Annotated in this window: 16 protein-coding genes; 11 read left to right on the top strand and 5 right to left on the bottom strand. The window is 54.8% G+C overall.

Features of this window, described 5'->3' with window-relative positions; genetic code table 11:
• The first annotated feature begins 5 nt into the window (after nt 1–5).
• Entirely contained in the window at nt 6–1,466 is a 1,461-nt protein-coding gene (gene nuoN / locus ACQZQY_RS19505; protein ID WP_056782262.1) for an NADH-quinone oxidoreductase subunit NuoN, read from the top strand.
• 65 nt (nt 1,467–1,531) lie between these two features.
• Here nuoN and ACQZQY_RS19500 read toward each other — a convergent pair whose 3' ends face one another.
• Nucleotides 1,532–3,928, bottom strand: a complete 2,397-nt coding sequence (locus ACQZQY_RS19500; RefSeq protein WP_431296245.1) for a putative mucin/carbohydrate-binding domain-containing protein — start codon at nt 3,926–3,928, stop codon at nt 1,532–1,534.
• Between the two features lie 422 nt (nt 3,929–4,350).
• Between ACQZQY_RS19500 and ACQZQY_RS19495 the strand changes: the two genes are divergently transcribed.
• From ACQZQY_RS19495 to menE, 8 genes are all read left to right on the top strand, one after another.
• Entirely contained in the window at nt 4,351–4,866 is a 516-nt protein-coding gene (locus ACQZQY_RS19495; RefSeq protein WP_414070701.1) for a DUF1097 domain-containing protein, read from the top strand.
• A gap of 103 nt (nt 4,867–4,969) precedes the next feature.
• The gene (locus tag ACQZQY_RS19490) at nt 4,970–5,278 is read left to right on the top strand and encodes a DUF883 family protein (RefSeq protein ID WP_056782270.1); all 309 of its coding nucleotides are present in this window, start codon (nt 4,970–4,972) and stop codon (nt 5,276–5,278) included.
• Nucleotides 5,279–5,532: 254 nt separating this feature from the next.
• Complete coding sequence (menF, locus tag ACQZQY_RS19485) at nt 5,533–6,870, top strand: isochorismate synthase MenF (protein ID WP_122097553.1); 1,338 nt, start codon at nt 5,533–5,535, stop codon at nt 6,868–6,870.
• 23 nt (nt 6,871–6,893) lie between these two features.
• The gene (menD, locus tag ACQZQY_RS19480) at nt 6,894–8,567 is read left to right on the top strand and encodes a 2-succinyl-5-enolpyruvyl-6-hydroxy-3-cyclohexene-1-carboxylic-acid synthase (RefSeq protein ID WP_431296244.1); all 1,674 of its coding nucleotides are present in this window, start codon (nt 6,894–6,896) and stop codon (nt 8,565–8,567) included.
• Complete coding sequence (menH, locus tag ACQZQY_RS19475) at nt 8,564–9,361, top strand: 2-succinyl-6-hydroxy-2,4-cyclohexadiene-1-carboxylate synthase (protein WP_431296243.1); 798 nt, start codon at nt 8,564–8,566, stop codon at nt 9,359–9,361. The genes menD and menH overlap by 4 nt, the downstream gene beginning before the upstream one ends.
• On the top strand, nt 9,348–10,205 hold the full coding sequence (gene menB, locus ACQZQY_RS19470; protein WP_056782282.1) for a 1,4-dihydroxy-2-naphthoyl-CoA synthase: 858 nt from the start codon (nt 9,348–9,350) through the stop codon (nt 10,203–10,205). Before menH ends, menB begins: the two co-directional genes overlap by 14 nt.
• Complete coding sequence (gene menC, locus ACQZQY_RS19465) at nt 10,205–11,206, top strand: o-succinylbenzoate synthase (RefSeq protein ID WP_431296242.1); 1,002 nt, start codon at nt 10,205–10,207, stop codon at nt 11,204–11,206. Before menB ends, menC begins: the two co-directional genes overlap by 1 nt.
• Nucleotides 11,203–12,567 carry an o-succinylbenzoate--CoA ligase gene (gene menE / locus ACQZQY_RS19460; protein WP_431297218.1) on the top strand — a complete coding sequence of 455 codons (1,365 nt, stop codon included), beginning with the start codon at nt 11,203–11,205 and terminating at the stop codon, nt 12,565–12,567. The genes menC and menE overlap by 4 nt, the downstream gene beginning before the upstream one ends.
• A gap of 49 nt (nt 12,568–12,616) precedes the next feature.
• On the opposite strand, the gene ACQZQY_RS19455 is transcribed toward menE, so the two are convergent.
• The gene (locus tag ACQZQY_RS19455) at nt 12,617–14,050 is read right to left on the bottom strand and encodes a catalase (protein WP_056782287.1); all 1,434 of its coding nucleotides are present in this window, start codon (nt 14,048–14,050) and stop codon (nt 12,617–12,619) included.
• Between the two features lie 336 nt (nt 14,051–14,386).
• Here ACQZQY_RS19455 and ACQZQY_RS19450 point away from each other — a divergent pair, with 336 nt between their 5' ends.
• Nucleotides 14,387–14,932, top strand: a complete 546-nt coding sequence (locus ACQZQY_RS19450) for a YfaZ family outer membrane protein (RefSeq protein WP_431296241.1) — start codon at nt 14,387–14,389, stop codon at nt 14,930–14,932.
• Nucleotides 14,933–15,061: 129 nt separating this feature from the next.
• Complete coding sequence (locus tag ACQZQY_RS19445; protein WP_431296240.1) at nt 15,062–16,267, top strand: nicotinamide mononucleotide deamidase-related protein YfaY; 1,206 nt, start codon at nt 15,062–15,064, stop codon at nt 16,265–16,267.
• A 775-nt stretch (nt 16,268–17,042) separates the two neighbouring features.
• Here the strand turns inward: ACQZQY_RS19445 and yfaE are convergent.
• From yfaE to nrdA, 3 genes are all read right to left on the bottom strand, one after another.
• Nucleotides 17,043–17,303 carry a class I ribonucleotide reductase maintenance protein YfaE gene (gene yfaE / locus ACQZQY_RS19440; protein WP_431296239.1) on the bottom strand — a complete coding sequence of 87 codons (261 nt, stop codon included), beginning with the start codon at nt 17,301–17,303 and terminating at the stop codon, nt 17,043–17,045.
• Nucleotides 17,304–18,434: a class Ia ribonucleoside-diphosphate reductase subunit beta gene (gene nrdB, locus ACQZQY_RS19435; protein ID WP_056782298.1), complete on the bottom strand. Its 1,131-nt coding sequence runs from the start codon at nt 18,432–18,434 to the stop codon at nt 17,304–17,306.
• Between the two features lie 72 nt (nt 18,435–18,506).
• Nucleotides 18,507–20,789: a class 1a ribonucleoside-diphosphate reductase subunit alpha gene (gene nrdA, locus ACQZQY_RS19430; protein ID WP_056782300.1), complete on the bottom strand. Its 2,283-nt coding sequence runs from the start codon at nt 20,787–20,789 to the stop codon at nt 18,507–18,509.
• Nucleotides 20,790–21,090: the final 301 nt, after the last annotated feature.

The following is a 21,090-nucleotide window of genomic DNA, read 5'->3' as shown; positions in this document are numbered from 1 at the left end:
TCGCCATGACATTTACACTTCAAAATCTGATCGCACTATTACCGCTGATGATCGTCGGATTGACGGTGGTGGTGGTGATGCTGTCCATTGCGTGGCGACGCGACCATTTTCTCAATGCCACACTGACAGTCATCGGGCTGAACGTTGCCTTACTTTCCCTCTACTATGTCGCGCAGGTCGGGCCACAGGACGTTACGCCGCTGCTGCGCGTTGACGGCTACTCGATGTTCTACATCGGGCTGGTGTTGCTGGCGAGTCTGGCAACCAGCACCTTTGCTTACCCATGGCTGGCCGGTTATCCGGACAACCGCGAAGAGTTCTATCTCTTAGTCCTCATCGCGGCAATGGGAGGCATTCTGCTGGCATGCTCTAACCACCTGGCGTCAATGTTCCTCGGAATCGAACTGATTTCGCTGCCATTGTTCGGCCTGATTGGTTACGCCTATCGTCAGAAACGCTCTCTCGAAGCGGCCATCAAATACATGCTGCTCTCCGCGGCTGCGTCCTCGTTCCTGCTGTTTGGTATGGCGCTGCTGTACGCACAGTCTGGCGATTTGTCCTTCGCGTCACTGGGCAAAAATCTGGGCGACGGCGTGATGCTGCACCAGCCGCTGTTGCTGGCTGGTCTGGGTATGATGATTGTCGGCCTGGGCTTCAAGCTGTCGCTGGTGCCTTTCCACCTGTGGACGCCGGATGTGTATCAGGGCGCGCCAGCACCGGTATCGACCTTCCTGGCAACCGCCAGCAAGATCGCTATCTTTGCGGTCGTGATGCGTTTGTTCCTCTACGCGCCGGTGGCTGACAGCGAAGCGATCCGCATCGTGCTGGGCATTATTGCCTTCTGCTCGATTCTGGTCGGTAACGTGATGGCCATCAGCCAGAGCAACATTAAACGTCTGCTCGGTTACTCCTCCATCGCCCACCTCGGTTATCTGCTGGTGGCGCTGATTGCAGTACAAACGCATCAGCTGTCGATGGAAACTGTCGGTGTTTATCTGGCCGGTTACCTGTTCAGCAGCCTCGGCGCGTTCGGTGTGGTCAGCCTGATGTCCAGCCCGTACAAAGGGCCGGATGCAGAATCACTGTTCTCCTACCGTGGTTTGTTCTGGCATAAGCCGATTCTGTCTGCGGTAATGACGGTGATGATGCTGTCACTGGCCGGTATCCCGATGACGCTGGGCTTTATCGGTAAGTTCTACGTGATTGCGACCGGTGTGACCGCGCATCTGTGGTGGCTGACCGGAGCCGTGGTGGTGGGGTCTGCGATTGGCCTTTACTACTATCTGCGCGTTACTGTCAGCCTGTATCTGAGTGCACCGGAAACACTGGTGCGTGATACCCCGAACAACTGGGCGCTGACGGCGGGTGGTGTGGTTGTGCTGATTTCCGCGATTCTGGTGCTGTTGCTGGGTATCTATCCGCAACCGCTGATTACGCTGGTTCAGATGGCGCAACCCATGCTCTGACCGACACTGTTATGAACAACAAAGCCGCTCATCTGAGCGGCTTTTTTTATTGCACGACTAAGGGATTACGGATTTTGATGAACATATTTAAACAGTGCTTTGCCGTTTTCATCAGAGACGGTCACCTGCAATGAAGGGTTTTTCCCATCGGCGGCAATCAGCGTTTTGCTGGCCCCCGCTTCACAGCCGTTAGCCGTCACCGTCGCTTCATAAGTAAACTCAGAACCCTCCGCATTTCCCTGAAGATTGAGCGTGAATCCATTCGGTTGAATCACGGGTTCGGGAACAACGCTGTCATTTGAAGGAATAACGTCTTTGTAGTCTTCCAGCAATTGCTCTTTTTGCGGGCTTGGGAACAGCGCAATCGCCATGTAAATGTCGTCTTTCGCGGAGGCAAATTTCGCCGCCAGCATGGCAGGAGTTGCTCTGATGATCTCAGCCTGCTTACTGATACTGGCAGCCAGAGACACAAAGGGATCGTTCTCTACCGCGACGTTGACCAGACCGGCTGGCGTGACAATAAAACTGTTATTGGACGATTTGGTATTCACCACGCCCGCGATATAAGGGCTCAGCTTGAGACGATTAGTGACTTCGGCGTGGAAAATGTTGATGCGATAGTTCGGTTCAAACGCAATGACATCGTGCGATGTGGTCGTCTTATCACCATTGATGGTGCGGTTGTAAACAATGTTGCCTGCCAGATCGTAAATTTCAATTTTGGCATAGGCCTGATTAACGAAGTAAGAATGCGGGGAAGTGTTGTTCACATCCACCCTGATGGTTTGCCTGGTATGATCGATTTTTAGGGTGCAGAACAAAGAATCCGAAAGCCCCAGGAAGTTGAAAGACTGGTTTGCCAGTAATGCACCGAGCTTAGTTTCATAAGTTGCTGTCTGGGTATTGCTGCCATTTTTAACGATGGCGTAATGACCATTGACGTAATACTTCTTACTTTTGCCAGTAGGAAGCTGCAATTTGTAGGCACCTATCGGCAGTTGTGACAGCGTCAGTTTGTCATCGGAAATCGGAATGGACAGCAACGGCTGGCTGGCATCTTCGCTCAGCAGAAATGCGCTTTCTCCGCTGATTTGGGTTGAATCCTCAATGTTCAACACAATGGTCAGATCGCCTTTTAATGACGTGGACGCAAGTTCTGTCGCGGTGACCAGAGACAATACCGAAGGCAGGTTCAGGCTGGTTCTGAGGGTAGCCGCGTCAGTGCTGCTGACCAGTTCTGAAAGGGGATAAGCCGGTTCACCGTCGTTAAACAGATTGATTTCGCGTTGTTTATCCGAGAGTGTTGCACCCGCGCGATAGATATAAGGGGTGACATCCACTCCGCCAATTCGAAGGTAACTGTCAGACAGTAAATCCAGCACCAGGTAGTCAGAGGCCACAAAGCCGCTTTGATTGCTGATGACCCGGTAATTTTTGTAGAAATGAGTGAAGGCGTTGTCACCCCCGCGGTCTTTCAACTGCATCATGAAGAACAGTTTGGAGCGCAGATCCCAGCTTGCGACAGATTTGTTATCTTTGAGGTTTTTTTGAATGGTCGCGAGAACGGCGGCCTCTTTACCGTAGTTGTATAACCAGCCTTTCTTGTAAACCAGATCACCTAACACCAGGTTCTGGAAACTGGCGGCAAAAATGTTGTTCCAGACTTCGTGGGTAGAAAATTGGGGATCCGAGACAAATTTGCCTTCATAACCATGCCCGATTTCATGTAACGCTCCCCAGTTATCGATCATGGCGGCGAGCCAATATCCTGCGATGTTGGAACTTGATTCCGCCGTCCAGTTTGTGCCGTAGTAAGCCCCGCCGGGACCGTTCAGATCCGCTTTAGCAAAATAGCGGTTAGGGATATTTTTATCCGTGGCGACGGTTGCATCAACGCTGATCCCCATAAGTGAATTATAGAATTCAAAGATTTGGGTATAATTATTAATTATCCCATTCAAATTATCCGCTGTCCCGGTGTTTTTCATTTTTGCTTTATCACTCTTGGGAACCAGGATCTGAATATATTGAGAATGAATTAAAGCAAACTCCGCATCGTGTCCGTCCCATAATTGGAAGAAGGCGCGTTCGTTATCATTTAAATTATAGACAGGCAGAGGTTTGGCGGTTGAAGAGAAACTGAATTTTACCACCGGTAATTCTGCCGAAGACGTATAGGGCGTGGTGATGAAGGGGACGGAAGTGGTCGTGAACGAGATATCGGTAGCTTTGCTGGTGACGGAGAAGGATTTTTCTGTCTCCGAGTCAGTGTTTAGTAACCAGAGCGTCAGAGGGGCGGTGAACTTGGGGTTCGTTTGCTGAACCGTCAGCGTGTCGCCAGCGGCGAGGATCAGGTCAATATGCTGGCGGTCGTGGTTAATACCTTTATCGATGCCGGCTTTTTTCAGCCAGGTAGGATCCTGCAAGGTATAAAGTGTTTTCTCTCGCGTAATAATAGTCATCTTTACAACTCCGGTATATTAATTCAGAGGTAATAAGCAGCATTCTTTTATACATACCGCTTATTAAAATTGACGGGTGTTTTCTTATGAAGCCGGATGAATTATATAAACAGGACGTCGTGCGGGTGAAATAACAATGCCTAACAAAACCATCATCAATAAAAAGAGAAAAGTAAAAATTATGATTAATTATCTTCATGACTTTTATCAGGCGAAATATTCCCATCACATCTATCCCGGATGCGCCATCACGCGGTCAGGAGTGGAGGAGTAAACAGCAAAAGTGGCTCATTTTGTGATGCAAATCACATTTATATGTACGTTCAGCATAAAATTACATTGGAAATGTGATCTTGCCCATTCCATTCTTGCCATCAATGAGTAAACTGCGCGCTTGTTCAACATTGCGCAGGTTTTAAACCATGAATGTTTTAGTGATGATCGCGATCACCACCGGCATCCTCTCCGGTGTCTGGGGCTGGGTAGCCATCAGTCTGGGACTCATCGGCTGGGCGGGTTTCCTCGGCTGTACGGCGTACTTCGCTTGCCCGCAAGGCGGCCTGCGCGGGCTGGTTATCAGCACGCTGACCTGTATGAGTGGCGTCTTCTGGGCGGTGGTTATCATGGCGGGCAGCGCCATGCGACCTGAGTGGAGCATTCTGGGTTATATGCTGACCGGCGTTGTGGCCTTCCTGATGTGTATTCAGGCGCGTCAGCAGTGGCTGGCGTTTGTGCCCGGCACCTTTATCGGCGCCTGCGCGACCTTTGCCGCTCAGGGGAACTGGCGTCTGGTGGTCGTCTCTTTGCTCGTTGGACTTGTTTTCGGTTACGCGATGAAAAACAGCGGATTATGGCTGGCAAAACAGCGTGAGAAACAGCAACTGGACGCGAAAAAAACGCCTGCGTTTACTCAGACCAAAGGGTCGGAAGGTTCTTAAAACCCCGTTTTTACGGAAGTTTATGTGAAATCTCACAGGCATTTCATCCCGATCTGCGCTACGGTTAATGACAAGTGAATGATCACATCATAAGGAGATATCCATGGCTGACCAATTTGAATCACAGCAGAATTCGTTAGATGACGATTTACGCATGCTGACTGAAACGCTGGAAGAAGTGCTGAAGTCTTCCGGTGATAAAGCTGACGAAAAGTACGTTGAAATCAAGTCCCGCGCTGAATACGCGCTGAAGGACATTAAAAACCGCCTTGATCCGAAAGCCCGTTCCTACTGTCGCAAAGCACGTGATGTTGCCGAGCAAACCGACAGCTATGTGCGCGAAAATCCGTGGCACGGTGTGGGTGTCGGTGCTGCAGTAGGTTTAGTTGTCGGCCTGTTGCTGCGCCGCTAAGTCTCCGGTAATCCGCAGGGCAGCCATCAGGCTGCCCTCATTTCATCCGCTTTTGCGCGTTCTGCCGCTTTGATAATCCTTTTTTCTCCTCCTATACTCCTTCGTAGCTTATAGCTCTCACTACAGCTTGATCTGTCGCATATTTTCATTTTTCGTAACGCCTCATAATTCATCCGTAATTGATCCAACCCGTTTTTTGATCCAGAAGGGTATTTCTGCCCGTCACAAAACATCCGGTATGGCCCGAGGTAGCGGTGAAACAGATATCAGCAATCATTGACCAGCTTGATGCAACGCTTGCAGGCGAATGGCCTGACGCTGCGGGTATCCGGCAGTTCAGTTATTCCCTGCAAAAACAGCCTGACACCGGCCTGCTCGAATGGCTGTCGGCGCAACCCTGCTACCCGAAATTCTACTGGCAACAGCGCGACGGTCATGACGAAGCGGCCGTGTGCGGCGATGCGTATGCTTTTGGCGATATGCAACAGGCGCAGGCCTTTATCCGTCAGCACCGTGATATTCCCGATCTGCACATCTGGGGGCTGAATGCCTTCAACGGCGCGGACGCAGGCGGGCGCGCAGCCAATGCGCTGTTTTTACCTCGCATCGAACTTTGCCGCAGCGGCACGACGTACTGGCTGCGCTGCACGCTGTTCAGCGCAGTATCCCTGCGGGAAGAGGCGCGTCGCACGCGGTTATTCCTGCGTTCGCTGGTCGCCAGCCATGCTTTACCGCCCATTATGTCCCGCGTCGTCCAGCATCAGCATCTGCCCGCCGAACCACAGTGGAACCAGCTCATTAACCGTGCGCTGAAAGGCATTGAGCAGCAGCAGTTTGACAAAGTCGTGCTGGCACGCAAAACCACCTTAACCCTCAGCCAGCCGCTCAATGCCTGTGCCTTTCTCGCCGCCAGCCGTGCGGTGAATCACCACTGTTACCACTTTATGCTGGCATTCACGCCGCAGCAGGCATTTCTCGGCTCAAGCCCCGAACGCCTGTTCCTGCGCGATCACACCGAGCTATTCACCGAGGCACTGGCCGGAACGGTTGCCAATCATCCTGATCTTCAGAAAGCCCGCGAACTTGGCGAATGGCTGCTCAACGATGGCAAAAATCAGCGCGAAAATCTGCTGGTGGTCGATGATATCTGCCAGCGTTTGCAGGGCGGGGCGCACTCTCTGGATGTGATGCCCGCGGAGATCCTGCGGCTGCGCAAAGTGCAGCATTTACGTCGCAGCATTCACGGTGAACTGACCGGCGCTGATGACGCGGGGTGTCTGCAACGTCTGCAACCGACCGCGGCCGTCGCCGGATTACCGCGCCAGGCTGCGCGGGAATTTATTGCCGGGCATGAACCTTTTGACCGGGAGTGGTACGCCGGTTCGGCCGGTTATCTGAGCACCGAACAGAGTGAATTTACCGTGGCGCTGCGCTCGGCAGCCGTCAAAGGACATCATCTGGAACTCTACGCTGGCGCAGGTATTGTCGCCGGTTCAGATGCTGCACAGGAGTGGCAGGAGATCGAAAACAAAGCCGCAGGATTGCGGACTTTGCTGGAAGAACACTACACGCCTGCCGTTCAGGCCGGATAATCCTTTGCCGGAGTAAGCTGATCATGTCTGTTGCCGTTTTTAACCGCCGCTGGGCGACGCTGATTCTTGAGTCAGTGACCCGACATCAGGTGCAGCACGTCTGCATCGCGCCGGGCTCCCGTTCCACGCCGCTGACACTTGCGGCGGCCGCGCATCCGCACCTGATCTGCCACACCCATTTTGACGAACGTGGCCTCGGCCATCTGGCACTCGGGCTGGCGAAGGCCAGCGGAAAGCCGGTCGCGGTGATCGTCACCTCGGGTACGGCGGTGGCGAATCTCTATCCGGCGCTGATCGAGGCCGGGCTGACCGGCGAAAAAATCATTCTGCTGACGGCCGATCGCCCGCCGGAGCTTATCGACTGTGGAGCCAATCAGGCCATACGCCAGACCGGCATGTTTGCCAGCCACCCGGTGCAGACGCTGGATTTACCGCGCCCGACGCCGGAAATCAGCGCGCGCTGGCTGGTTTCGGCGCTGGATAACGCTCTGGCGCAGCAAACTCATGGCGCAGTTCACATTAACTGCCCGTTTGCCGAACCGCTGTACGGCGAGGACAACGGCGAACATCAGGAGTGGATGCAACAGCTCGGCGACTGGTGGCAGGGCCATCAGCCGTGGCTGAGTTTTGCGCCGGTTGAGTATGCTCCGGCGCAGCCTGACTGGTTCTCGTGGCGGCAAAAACGCGGCGTGATCATCGCCGGTCGCCTTTCTGCCTGTGAAAGTGAACTGCTGGCGCAATGGGCCGACCAGCTCGGCTGGCCGTTGCTCAGCGATGTACAGGCCGCGACCGGCAACCCTTTGCCGTGCGCCGATTTGTGGCTGGCATCTGCGCAGGCGGAAAAACTGCTGGGACGCGCACAACTGGTGGTGCAGTTCGGTGGCGGGCTGACCGGCAAACGCTTGTTGCAATGGCAGGCGGCGTGTCAGCCGGAAGAGTACTGGCTGGTCGATCCTTTGCCTGGCCGGCAAGATCCCGCGCAACACCGTGGCCGGCGTATTCAGGCCAGTATTGAGACGTGGCTCGCCCTGCATCCGGCGCAACATCAGCCGGACTGGGCGCCTGAACTTGACGAATGCGCCGCGCGCGCGCGTCATGCCGTCGAGCTGCGCCTCGCAGGCACCTTCGGCGAAGCGGTCGCCGCCTGGCAATTACCGTCTTTGTTGCCGGAGCACGGACAGCTGTTTCTCGGTAACAGCCTGATCGTCCGGCTGGTCGATGCTTTTGCACAACTCCCTTGCGGATACCCTGTTTTCGCGAATCGCGGTGCCAGCGGCATCGATGGCCTGCTCTCCACTGCCGCAGGGGTGCAGCGGGCCACCTGCAAACCGACGCTGGTGCTGCTCGGCGACATCTCCGCACTTTACGATTTGAATGCGCTTGCGTTGATGCGTCAGTGCTCTGCGCCGACGGTCATCATCGTGGTGAACAACAACGGCGGGCAGATTTTCTCGCTGCTGCCTACGCCAGAGGCGGAGCGCCAGCGTTTTTACTGCATGCCGCAAAACGTCGATTTCCGCCACGCTGCCGCGATGTTTGGACTCGATTACGCCAGCCCGACCTCCATGCCTGAACTGTACGACGCGGTCACGCAATGCTGGCAACATGGCGGTGTAAAACTGGTTGAGCTGAAGGTCAATGACACCGATGGCGCGCACGCTCTGCGCGCGCTGGTCAGCGAGGTCAGTCAGTCATGACGCTGGCCTGTACGCGCCTGAATGCCGACGTGAAAGGGCGGCCATGGCTGGTTTTCCTGCACGGCCTGCTGGGCAGTGCCGATGACTGGCAGCCCTTGTTCGCTGAGCTTTCCGGCTGGCCTTGTCTGCTGGTGGATTTGCCGGGGCACGGGCGTTCCGCGTCGTTAACGGCCGCCGGATTTGCTGATGTCAGCCAGCTGTTAACCGATACCTTGCACGGGCAGGGCATTACCCGCTATTGGCTGATTGGCTATTCCCTCGGCGGGCGCATCAGCCTGTATCACGCCTGTCAGGGCGACGCCCGCGGGCTGCAAGGCGTGCTGGTTGAGGGCGCTCACCCGGGGCTAACCTGCCAGGCCGCGCGCGCGCAGCGCCGTCACCACGATCAGCAATGGGCAACGCGTTTTGTGCAGTTGCCCTGGAAACAGGCGCTCACCGGCTGGTATCGCCAGCCGGTATTTGACAGCCTGACCGATGCGCAGCGTCAGAAACTGATCCTGCTGCGCGACGCTAACTCTCCTCACGCCGTCGCTGCCATGCTGGCCGCCACCTCATTGGCGGTGCAGCCCGATTTGCGTTTGAAGCTGCATCAGCTTTCCCTGCCGCTGGTGTGGTTGTGCGGCAGCGCGGACGCCAAATTTATTACTCTCGCGCAGCAGTCGGGTTTCGAACTGCGCACAGTTGCCAATGCCGGGCATAACGCCCATCGTGACAATCCGGCGGAATTTGCCCGTCAGGCGCTGGCATTCATTACTTCACCTGTCTTAAAGGACGTTGAGCATGATTTATCCTGATGAAAAAGAATTGTACGCGCCGGTTGAATGGCGTGATTGCACCGGTGATTTTGAAGATATCCGCTATCACAAATCCACCGACGGTATCGCCAAAATCACCATAAACCGTCCTCAGGTGCGTAATGCTTTCCGCCCGCTGACCGTGAAAGAAATGATCCGCGCGCTGGATGATGCCCGTTATGACGAAGGCATCGGCGTGATCGTGCTGACCGGCGAAGGGGATAAAGCGTTCTGCGCAGGCGGCGATCAGAAAGTGCGTGGTGACTACGGCGGCTATCAGGATGCCAGCGGCGTACATCATCTGAACGTGCTGGATTTCCAGCGCCAGATCCGTACCTGTCCGAAACCTGTGGTGGCGATGGTGGCCGGCTATTCCATCGGCGGTGGTCACGTACTGCATATGATGTGCGATCTGACCATTGCGGCGGATAACGCCATCTTCGGCCAGACCGGCCCGAAAGTCGGTTCGTTTGACGGGGGCTGGGGCGCGTCCTACATGGCGCGTATTGTCGGTCAGAAAAAAGCCCGTGAAATCTGGTTCCTGTGCCGTCAGTACGATGCGGCTGCGGCGCTGGACATGGGGCTGGTTAACACCGTTGTGCCGCTGGCGGATCTGGAAAAAGAAACCGTGCGCTGGTGTCGTGAAATGCTGGAAAACAGCCCGATGGCACTGCGTTGTCTGAAAGCCGCACTCAACGCCGACTGCGACGGTCAGGCCGGTTTGCAGGAACTGGCGGGGAACGCCACCATGCTGTTCTACATGACCGATGAAGGTCAGGAAGGTCGCAACGCGTTTGTAGAAAAACGCCAGCCGGACTTCAGCAAATTTAAGCGGAATCCATAATGCGCCGCGCCACGGTGTACCGGTACAGCCTGCCTATGGACGCGGGCGTGGTGTTACGCAATCAGCGACTGAAAACCCGCGACGGGCTGCTGGTGTCATTGTGGCAGGACGAAAAAACCGGCTGGGGTGAAATCGCACCGCTGCCGGGATTCAGTGCGGAAGATTTGTCGCAGGCGCAGGAGGCGGTGCAGCACGGTCTGAGTCAGTGGATGCAGGGTGCATCACTGGCAGCGGTTGCCTCGGCGTTCAGCGCCTTGCCTTCTGTTGCCTTCGGCCTGAGCTGCGCCGATGCCGAACTTCGCGGCGAATTACCGCCCGTGCTGAGTACGCGCTGTGCGCCACTGTGCCACGGCGATCCGAATGAATTGTATGCGCGTCTCGGCGCGCTGCCCGGTGACGCTCATGGCCGGAAAGTGGCGAAGGTAAAAGTCGGTTTATACGAGTCGGTCGGCGACGGGCTGAACGTCAGTATGCTGCTGGAAGCCCTGCCGGATCTGCATTTGCGTCTCGATGCTAACCGCAGCTGGACGCAGGCCAAATCCGAAGGGTTCGCCCGTCACGTCGCACCTGAACTGCGGTCACGCATTACTTTTATTGAAGAACCTTGCCAGACCAGAGAGCAATCCCGCGCATTTGCTCAGGCGACCGGCATTGCCATTGCCTGGGATGAAAGCGTGCGCGAAGCCGGTTTTACCGTGCAGGCAGAGCCGGGGCTGGCCGCGATCATCATCAAACCCACGCTCACCGGCAGCCTGATGCGCTGCCGACAGCTGATCGCTCAGGCGCATGCCGTCGGGCTTGAGGCGGTGATCAGTTCCTCTATCGAATCAAGTCTTGGTCTGACGCAACTGGCGCGTATCGCCCAGTGGCTGACGCCGGACGCCATTCCGGGGCTGGATACGCTGGATCTCATGCAGGCGCAACTGGTTCGCCGCTGGCCGGGCTCTGAATTACCGCTGACCGATGTGTCTGATCTGGAGAGTGTGTGGCAGAGCAAATGATCAAAGACTGGCCGTGGCATGAAAGGGCAAACCTGTCGCCTTTTGCCGTGGCACTGAAAGCCGGTGATATCACCTGGTGCTGGCGTGATTTGCAGCACCGCGTGGATACGCTGGCTGCCGGATTTATTCAGCAGGGCGTCGGCGAGGGCACCGGCGTGGTGCTGCGCAGTAAAAATACGCTGGATGCGGTACTCAGTTATCTGGCGTTGCTGCAAACCGGCGCGCGTCTGCTGCCGCTTAATCCGCAACTGCCACAGGCATTATGCGAAGCATTACTGCCGCAGCTCGATATCGGATTTGTGCTGGATCTGGCGCAATCGCCGTTGCCGCTGACTATGGCTTCGCTCACCCTGCAAAACGCGTATTGCGGCCAGGCTGCGCAGTGGCAGCCACAACGTCTCGCCACACTGACGCTGACATCCGGTTCCAGCGGCTTGCCGAAGGCCGCCGCGCACACCGCAGCCGCGCATCTTGCCAGTGCGGCGGGCGTACTGAACCTGATCCCTTTCACCCGTAATGACAGCTGGCTGCTTTCACTGCCGCTGTTTCACGTTTCCGGGCAAGGCATTATCTGGCGCTGGCTGACGGCGGGGGCCACGCTGGTGCTGGCCGAAGGGCAACCGCTGGAAGCTGCGCTGGCAGAATGCAGCCACGCCTCGCTGGTGCCGACTCAGCTCTGGCGCTTACTCAGACAGCCTTCAGTGCCCGCAAAACTGCAACATGTCCTGCTTGGCGGCGCGCAAATTCCGCCGGAATTAACCGAACAGGCTGAACGTCTGGGCATTCGTTGCTGGTGCGGATATGGCATGACGGAAACCGCATCCACCGTGACGGCCAAACGCGCAGAAGGCTCAGCGGGCGTCGGACAGGTACTGGCCGGAAAAGAGGTCAGCATTGCCGGCGAGGAAGTGCTGATCCGCGCTGACAGTCTGGCCAGCGGTTACTGGAGAAACGGTCAGTTAACTCCGCTGACCGGCAGTGACGGCTGGTTTCATACCCGTGACCGCGGCATGTGGAACGGAGATGAGCTGTACATCGCCGGACGGCTGGATAATTTGTTTTTCAGCGGCGGGGAAGGGATCCAGCCGGAAGATATCGAGAAAGTGCTGGTCAGTCACCCGCAGGTGTCCCAGGCGTTTGTGGTGCCGGTTGAAGATGCACAATTTGGTCATCGTCCGGTGGCGATCCTCGATGCACAGGACAGTTTGCCGTATGACGAACTCAATCTGTGGCTGAGCCGTCAGGTGCCCCGTTTTCAGCTGCCGGTGGCGTATCATGCACTCCCCGCAGCCCTCGCGCAGGGCGGGATAAAAATATCCCGTGCCAGCGTCAGGCAATGGCTGGAAACGCTGGGCGCATAAGCAAAAAGGGCCGCACATTGCGGCCCTTGTCATTGATGATGGCAAAAAATCAGTCTTTCAGTGCCTTCTCAACCCCTGCTCCATAAGCCGGGTCGACTTTATAGAACAGTGCAACCTGGCGTGCCTGCGTTTCCTGCGAGGCATGTTTCAGCTCGCCCGCGATACGCGCAAACATACGCTGGTGCTCTGCTTCAGACAGCAGGTTGAACAGCAAACGCGGCTGAGTGAAGTAATCATCATCTTCACGATGATTCCAGTGATCGGCTGCACCTTCAATGCTCAGTGGCGGTTCGCTGAAATCAGGTTGCTCCTGGAACAGACCGGCGCTGTTTGGCTCATAGGTCACGCCGTTGCCGCTGTTGCCGTCCACGCGCATGGCACCGTCACGGTGATAATTATGGAACGGGCATTTCGGGGCGTTCACCGGGATCTGATGATGGTTCACGCCCAGGCGGTAGCGGTGTGCGTCGCCATACGAGAACAGACGGCCCTGCAACATGCGGTCAGGTGAAAAACCGATGCCGGGAACGACGTTAGCCGGGCTCATGGCAACCTGTTCAACTTCTGCAAAGTAGTTTTCAGGATTACGGTTCAGCTCGAATTCACCCACTTCAATCAGCGGATAATCACCGTGCAACCAGACTTTGGTCAGGTCAAACGGGTTGTAAGGCAGTTGTGAGGCTTCCGCTTCCGGCATGATTTGCACGAAGAGCTTCCAGCGCGGGAAATCACCGCGTTCAATTGCTTCATACAGATCACGCTGTGCGCTTTCGCGATCTGTTCCGACCAGTTTTTCTGCCTCGTCATCCATCAGGTTTTGAATGCCCTGCTGGCTGCGGAAGTGGAATTTCACCCAGAAGCGCTCATTTTCAGCATTGATAAAGCTGAAAGCATGGCTACCGAAACCGTGGATATGACGGTATGACGTTGGCAGACCACGGTCACTGACGTCGATAGTCAGCTGATGCAGCGATTCAGGAAGATGAGAGAAAAAGTCCCACTTGTAAGCAGGATTGCGCAGGTTCGTGCGCGGATCGCGTTTTACCACGTGATTGAGATCGGGGAATTTCAGCGGGTCGCGCAGGTAAAAAATCGGTGTATTGTTGCCGACTAAATCCCAGTTACCTTGCTCGGTATAAAACTTCATCGAGAAGCCGCGGATATCACGTTCTGCATCCGCCGCGCCGCGTTCACCGGCAACGGTGGAGAAGCGGATAAACATCTCGGTTTGCTTGCCGATTTCTGAAAACAGACTGGCGCGGGTGTACTTCGTAATATCGTGCGTAACGGTGAAGACGCCATAAGCGCCGGATCCTTTAGCGTGCATGCGACGCTCGGGGATCACTTCGCGGTCAAAATGCGCCAGCTTTTCCAAAAACCAGACATCCTGCAGCAGTAACGGGCCGCGACGGCCTGCGGTAATGACATTGTTATTATCGACAACGGGCGCTCCGGCAGCGGTGGTCAGTCCTTTCTTTTCCATAACCATAATTTCCTTGTATCGCGTAGATCGGGTGTGACGTGCATGATCAATGATCACATTTAACGGCAAATCCTGTGCATCCAGGCAGGTGGGTCCCTGTCCCTGGGACAATTTACCTTAACGGCTAGTGTGTACCCATTCGTTGATCATGGGCAAATAGGTGAGGCTTATTATTCTGATTAGGGCAATATAAATAACGAATATATATGCGTTTCTTTACATTTTATTTGCACGCTAAGGGATTTTTAACGTTCTGAAAGATGTCACCTTTCGGCAAATTAATTTAGACTGCGCACTAAATATTTCCCCACTGTTATATGAATGTCAGGAATGATGATGAAAAAAATTATTGTAGCGGGCGCAGCCCTTGGCATGCTGCTGACGGCAACGTCTGCCAGTGCGATCAGCGTGAACGGCGAAGTGGGTGAGCACTATACCCATCTGGGCGTCGGTTTCGGCACCACGTCGCCTGGTCTGGCGCTGAGCGGCGATTACACCCACAACGATGATGATGGTGATGTGGCAGGTCTTGGCCTGGGTTACAACATTCCGCTGGGCCCGTTCATGGCTACCGTTGGCGGTAAAGGTCTGTACACCAATCCGAAAGACGGCGACGAAGGGTACGCCGCGGCTGTGGGCGGCGGTTTACAGTTGCCAATCGCGAAACTGTTCACCCTTTACGGTGACTACTATTATTCCCCGGATTCCCTGTCCAGCGGCATCGGTAACTACAAAGAAGCCAATGCGGGCGTACGTCTGACGGCGATTCCATTAGTGACCGTGAGCGTGGGTTACCGCTACATGGCGCTGGATGGTAAAGATGGCAACCGCGATAACATCGTTGCCGACGGCGCGTACGTGGGTGGCGCAATCAATTTCTAAATCCCGTTCTGAATCAGAAAGCCTGCCTAGCAGGCTTTTTTTTCGTCTGCGCGATCACTTTGTGCCTGAGCGATTGTGTTTCTGCGTCAGCCTTTCTACAGTGGAAGGACAAAACGAGAGGAGAAAGTGATGCTTAGGGTTGAAATGCTCAGTACCGGCGAGGAAGTGCTTCACGGTCAGATAGTGGATTCAAACGCAGCGTGGCTCGCCAGCTATCTGTTTGATCAGGGTCTGCCAATGACCAGCCGCGAGACGGTAGGCGACAGCCTGGAAGAACTGGTCAGCGTGATGAAAGAGCGCAGCCATATCGCCGATGTGTTGATCGTAAACGGCGGGTTAGGCCCGACCACGGACGATCTGAGCGCGCTGGCCGCCGCTAAAGCCTGTGGCGTGGAGCTGGTGGAAGATGCCGGGTGGATCGCCACCATGCAGGCTTTCTTCAACGAACGTGGCCGCCCGATGGCGGAATCTAACCGCAAACAGGCGCAAATCCCTGCCAATGCCGAGCTGCTGGATAATCCGGTCGGCACCGCCTGCGGTTTTCGCGTTAAGCTCAACCGCTGCCAGATTTTCTTCACGCCGGGCGTACCTTCTGAATTCAAAGTCATGGTGGAGCAGCAAATTGTTCCGCGTTTACATCAGCAATTCCCCGCGCTGGAAGCGCCGCTGTGTTTGCGCCTGACGACATTTGGCCGCGGTGAAAGCGATCTGGCGACCGAGCTGGATAAAATTGATATGCCGGAAGGCGTGGTGATGGGGTACCGTTCGTCGTCGCCGATCATTGAGCTGAAAGTCACCGGGCCGCGTTCGCAGGAAGCGTTGATGCATCAGATTTTCGAACGGGTACGCGAAGTTGCCGGGGAGAGTACGATTTTCGAAGGTTTCGGCAGCTTGCCGGATCGTCTGGCAGAACGTCTGCTGACGCAAAATCTGCGGCTTGCGGTCAGTGAAAGTTTTACCGGTGGCCTGCTGAACTGGCGTCTGCAAAGCGCGGGCGTGCCGCTGGCAAACGGGGAGTTATTGCCGCAGGGCAACGAGGCTTCGCCGGATAAATCCCTTGAATGCCTGCTGGTGCGCGCGCAAACCCTGGCCGAAACCACGGGTGCGCAACTGGCACTGGCTGTCGGCGCGCTGTCGGGCGATCAACTCAGTCTGGCATTGCATACGCCGTCGGGCACCAGTGGCCTGACTATCCGTTATACCGCAACGCGTCACGGTCTGGCATTACGGCAGGAGACGATGGCGATGGTAGCGATGGATCTTCTCAGGCGTTACCTGAACGGGTGGGAGCCGGTGGCGGATTATCCGTGGCTCGACCGAGTCGAGAAAGTCTAGTTATCATTCAAGGTCAACACCTTGGGCTTGCCGCCCAAACCGGCCTTAAGATCAAGACCGTGGGCGTCGGCCCACACCGACTTGGGGGCGGCCTGTCGCCGCCGCCCCCAAGACCCCCGGGCTCTTTTAACTGCGCGCTGTCGCAGGCACGACGGACATGTTTCGTGGCTTCAATAAGTGGCGCAAAATGTCATCGCTGCGCGATACCCTCATTTCAGGCTTCGAGCCTCAGGTCTCGAACCGTTCATTCGGTGCCATTTTTGATCACGCCAATCCACTTTTTTAAAAGATGAAAAACTGTCTGCTGTTGAATTTAAGATCGAGCGGGCGATTCAGAAATCTTGCTGAATATAAGTGGCGCAAAATGTCATCGCTACGCGATACCCTCATTTCAGGCTTCGAGCCTCAGGTCTCGAACCGTTAATTCGGTGCCATTTTTGATCACGCCAATCGACTTTTTAAAAGATGAAAACTGTCTGCTGTTGAATTTAAGATCGTGAGGGCGATTCAGAAATCTTGCTGAATGAGAGGTTGCAGACCTAAGGCTGCAATCCCGAAATGAAGGCACCGCGCAGCGGCAAGATTTCCAGCCTGTCGCAGTGATACCTGAAACATAGCCAGCGCGCGGATCACGTGTTTTAAAAAAACGCGGGAGTCCAGAGGGAGAAGGTTTATTCTCCCTCTGGTCGGTGTGGGCCGACGCCCACGGTTTGGAATTTGATTTTGAAGTCGATTTTAAAGCAGATCTGCACAGAGGAGAGCGGGCCAAACCCCACTAAAACTCAATCTCAATATCCCCGACCGGCATACAGCAACACGGCAAAATCTCGCCGTCAGAGATGAACGCTAAGGGTTTTTCACTGTATTCCACCGCACCGCTCACCAGTTTGACCCGGCATGATCCGCAATAACCTTCCCGGCACTGGTATTCGACGTCGACGTTGTGGTGTTCAAACACTTCCAGCAGATTGCGATGGCGGCTTTCGCACACCAGCGGGGGGCCACCGGCTGAAAGTGTGATGGTTCTGTCTGTCATTTACAGCTCGAAATCACTCAGGTCGTCGGCGTGCACTTCAGAGTCGATCTGGCCGACCAGATAGGAGCTGACTTCCACTTCCTGCGGCGCAACCTGCACGTTATCAGACACCAGCCAGGCGTTGATCCACGGGATTGGGTTCGAGCGTGTTTTGAACGGTGCGGTCAGGCCAACGGCCTGCATGCGGATATTTGTGATGTATTCCACGTACTGACACAGAATGTCTTTGTTCAGGCCGATCATTGAACCGTCTTTGAACAGATATTCCGCCCAGTCTTTTTCTTGCTGTGCCGCCAGTACAAACAGATCGTGGCATTCCTGCTCACATTCTTTAGCGATTTCAACCATTTCAGGATCGTCCTGGCCTGAGCGCAGCAGGTTCAGCGCGTGCTGAGTGCCGGTCAGATGCAGCGCTTCGTCACGGGCGATCATCTTGATGATTTTCGCGTTGCCTTCCATCAGTTCACGTTCAGCGAACGCAAAGGAACAGGCGAAGCTGACGTAGAAACGCACCGCTTCCAGCGCGTTGACGCTCATCAGGCAGATGTAGAGTTTTTTCTTCAGCTCACGCAGATTCACCACCACCGTTTTGCCGTTGACGGTGTGCGTACCTTCACCCAGCAGATGGTAGTAACTGGTCATTTCGATCAGCGTGTCGTAATAACCGGAAATGTCTTTCGCACGCTTGAGGATCTCTTCGTTGGTCACGATGTCGTCAAACACAATCGCCGGATCGTTGACGATGTTACGGATGATGTGCGTGTAAGAACGTGAGTGAATGGTTTCTGAAAACGCCCAGGTTTCGACCCAGGTTTCCAGTTCCGGAATGGAGATCAGCGGTAACAGCGCCACGTTCGGGCTGCGGCCCTGGATGGAATCAAGCAGCGTCTGGTATTTCAGGTTACTGAGGAAGATGTGTTTTTCGTGGTCCGGGAGTGCCTGAAAATCGATACGGTCGCGGGACACGTCAATCTCTTCCGGACGCCAGAAGAAGGACAGCTGCTTTTCGATCAGTTTTTCAAAGATTTCATGCTTCTGCTGGTCGAAACGGGCAACGTTAACCGACTGGCCAAAAAACATTGGCTCAAGAAGCTGATCGTTTTTATTCTGGGAAAAAGTACTGTAGGCCATAACTTCCTCGACATTCTCGGCAAAAACCCCCTGACGGGGGTTTCAAATAATATAGTAATTTAAAACAGAGGATTAGATTTTGCAGGCACCGCTTTCGCAGTCGTCAGCTACCTCGGCTTTCATGTCTTCCTGCACATCATCCGCACCGTCACGGGTGTTCTGATAGTACAGAGTTTTCACGCCAAATTTGTAGGCTGTCAGCAAGTCTTTCAACAATTGTTTCATCGGCACTTTGCTGTTCGGGAAGCGCGACGGGTCATAGTTGGTGTTAGACGAAATCGCCTGGTCGATGAATTTCTGCATCACGCCAACCAGTTGCAGGTAACCGTCGTTGTTTGGCATATCCCACAGCAGTTCGTACTGATCTTTCAGACGCTCATACTCCGGCACAACCTGACGCAGGATCCCGTCTTTCGACGCTTTGATGCTGATGTGGCCGCGCGGTGGCTCGATGCCGTTAGTGGCGTTGGAGATCTGCGACGACGTTTCTGAAGGCATCAGCGCGGACAGCGTAGAGTTACGCAGGCCGTGCGTTTTGATGTCTTCGCGCAGTTTATCCCAGTTCAGATGCAGAGGTTCGCTGCAAATCGCGTCCAGATCTTTCTTGTAAGTATCCACGGGCATCACGCCCTGAGAATAGGTGGTTTCGTTGAACCACTGGCATGCACCTTGCTCTTTCGCCAGTTCGTTGGACGCTTTCAGCAGGTAATACTGAATGGCTTCGAAAGTTCTGTGCGTCAGATTATTTGCACTGCCGTCAGAATAACGCACGCCGTTTTTCGCCAGATAGTACGCATAGTTAATCACGCCAATACCCAGGGTACGACGGCCCATCGCGCCACGTTTTGCGGCTTTGATCGGGTAATCCTGATAATCGAGCAGGGCGTCGAGCGCACGAACCGCCAGCACTGCCAGCTCTTCCAGATCGTCGAGGCTTTCGATAGCGCCGAGGTTGAAAGCAGACAACGTACACAGCGCAATTTCGCCGTTTTCGTCGTTCACATCATCCAGCGGTTTGGTTGGCAGCGCGATTTCCAGACACAGGTTGGACTGGCGAACAGGAGCGATTGCCGGATCAAACGGGCTGTGGGTGTTGCAGTGGTCAACGTGCTGGATGTAGATACGGCCGGTAGACGCACGTTCCTGCATCATCAGGGAGAACAGCTCAACTGCTTTCACTTTCTGCTTACGGATGCTGGCGTCCTGCTCGTATTTCTCATACAGACGCTCGAACTCGTCCTGATCGGCAAAGAAGGCATCATAGAGGCCAGGCACGTCAGACGGGCTGAACAGGGTGATGTCGCCGCCTTTCACCAGGCGCTGATACATCAGTTTGTTGATCTGCACGCCGTAGTCCATATGACGGACGCGGTTGCCTTCAACACCACGGTTGTTTTTCAGCACCAGCAGGCTTTCCACTTCCAGATGCCACATCGGGTAGAACAGCGTCGCTGCGCCGCCACGAACGCCGCCCTGAGAACAGGATTTCACCGCGGTCTGGAAATGCTTATAGAACGGGATACAACCGGTGTGGAACGCTTCGCCGCCACGGATCGGGCTGCCCAGCGCACGGATGCGACCGGCGTTGATGCCGATACCGGCACGCTGAGAAACGTATTTCACGATGGCGCTGGAGGTCGCGTTAATGGAATCCAGGCTGTCGCCACATTCGATCAGAACGCATGAGCTGAACTGACGGGTTGGGGTGCGCACGCCAGACATGATCGGCGTAGGCAGAGAAATTTTGAAGGTCGAAATCGCGTCGTAGAAACGTTTGATGTAATCCAGACGGGTTTCGCGCGGGTAGCCGGAGAACAGGCAGGCCGCGACCAGAATGTAGAGGAACTGCGCGCTCTCGTAGATATCGCCCGATACGCGGTTCTGCGCCAGATATTTCCCTTCCAGCTGTTTAACCGCAGCGTAAGAGAAATTCATGTCGCGCCAGTGGTCAATAAAACTGTCCATCTGCTCGAACTCTTCAGCCGTGTAGTCTTCCAGCAGATGTTTGTCGTATTTACCCATTTCAACCATGCGGGTCACCTGGTCGATCAGTTTTGGTGGTTCAAACTGGCCGTAGGCTTTTTTACGCAGATGGAAAATCGCCAGACGCGCAGCAAGATATTGATAATCCGGGGCATCTTTGGAGATCAGATCCGCAGCCGCTTTGATAATGGTTTCATGAATATCAGCGGTTTTGATCCCGTCATAGAACTGGATGTGTGAACGAAGTTCTACTTGAGAAACTGATACGTTTTGAAGACCTTCCGCAGCCCAGTCAATGACACGGTGGATTTTATCAAGATTGATGCGTTCAGTGCGGCCATCACGTTTAGTTACAAGCAGACTTTGGTTCATTCGGGACGATACCTCAAAGGTTTATAAAGGGTCCGACCTGGCCGCCAGAAACGGCGCGGCAGCACGACTCGATTCTAGTGTGCTGGTCAGGATATAAACACAATATATTGTGGGTTTGTTATTTTCTGATGACAAGATAGTGACTGAACCGTCCTTTGGCAAGTGAACAAAATCGTCAGATTTGTGGATAACTTGGGGAGAAATTTCTGGTCTGCGTCTGAGGAGTCCGTCATTGCTGGCGCGACAAACCTGTCAATATCTTCGATACGATTTTCTTATATTTTTGCGAAAAGTGATCGAC

Source organism: Rahnella sp. PAMC25559, assembly GCF_050632365.1.
In the GTDB taxonomy this organism is placed as follows: Bacteria; Pseudomonadota; Gammaproteobacteria; order Enterobacterales; family Enterobacteriaceae; genus Rahnella; species Rahnella rivi.
The sequence above is the reverse complement of the archived record's forward strand: the minus strand, read 5'-3'. Positions and strand labels throughout refer to the sequence as shown.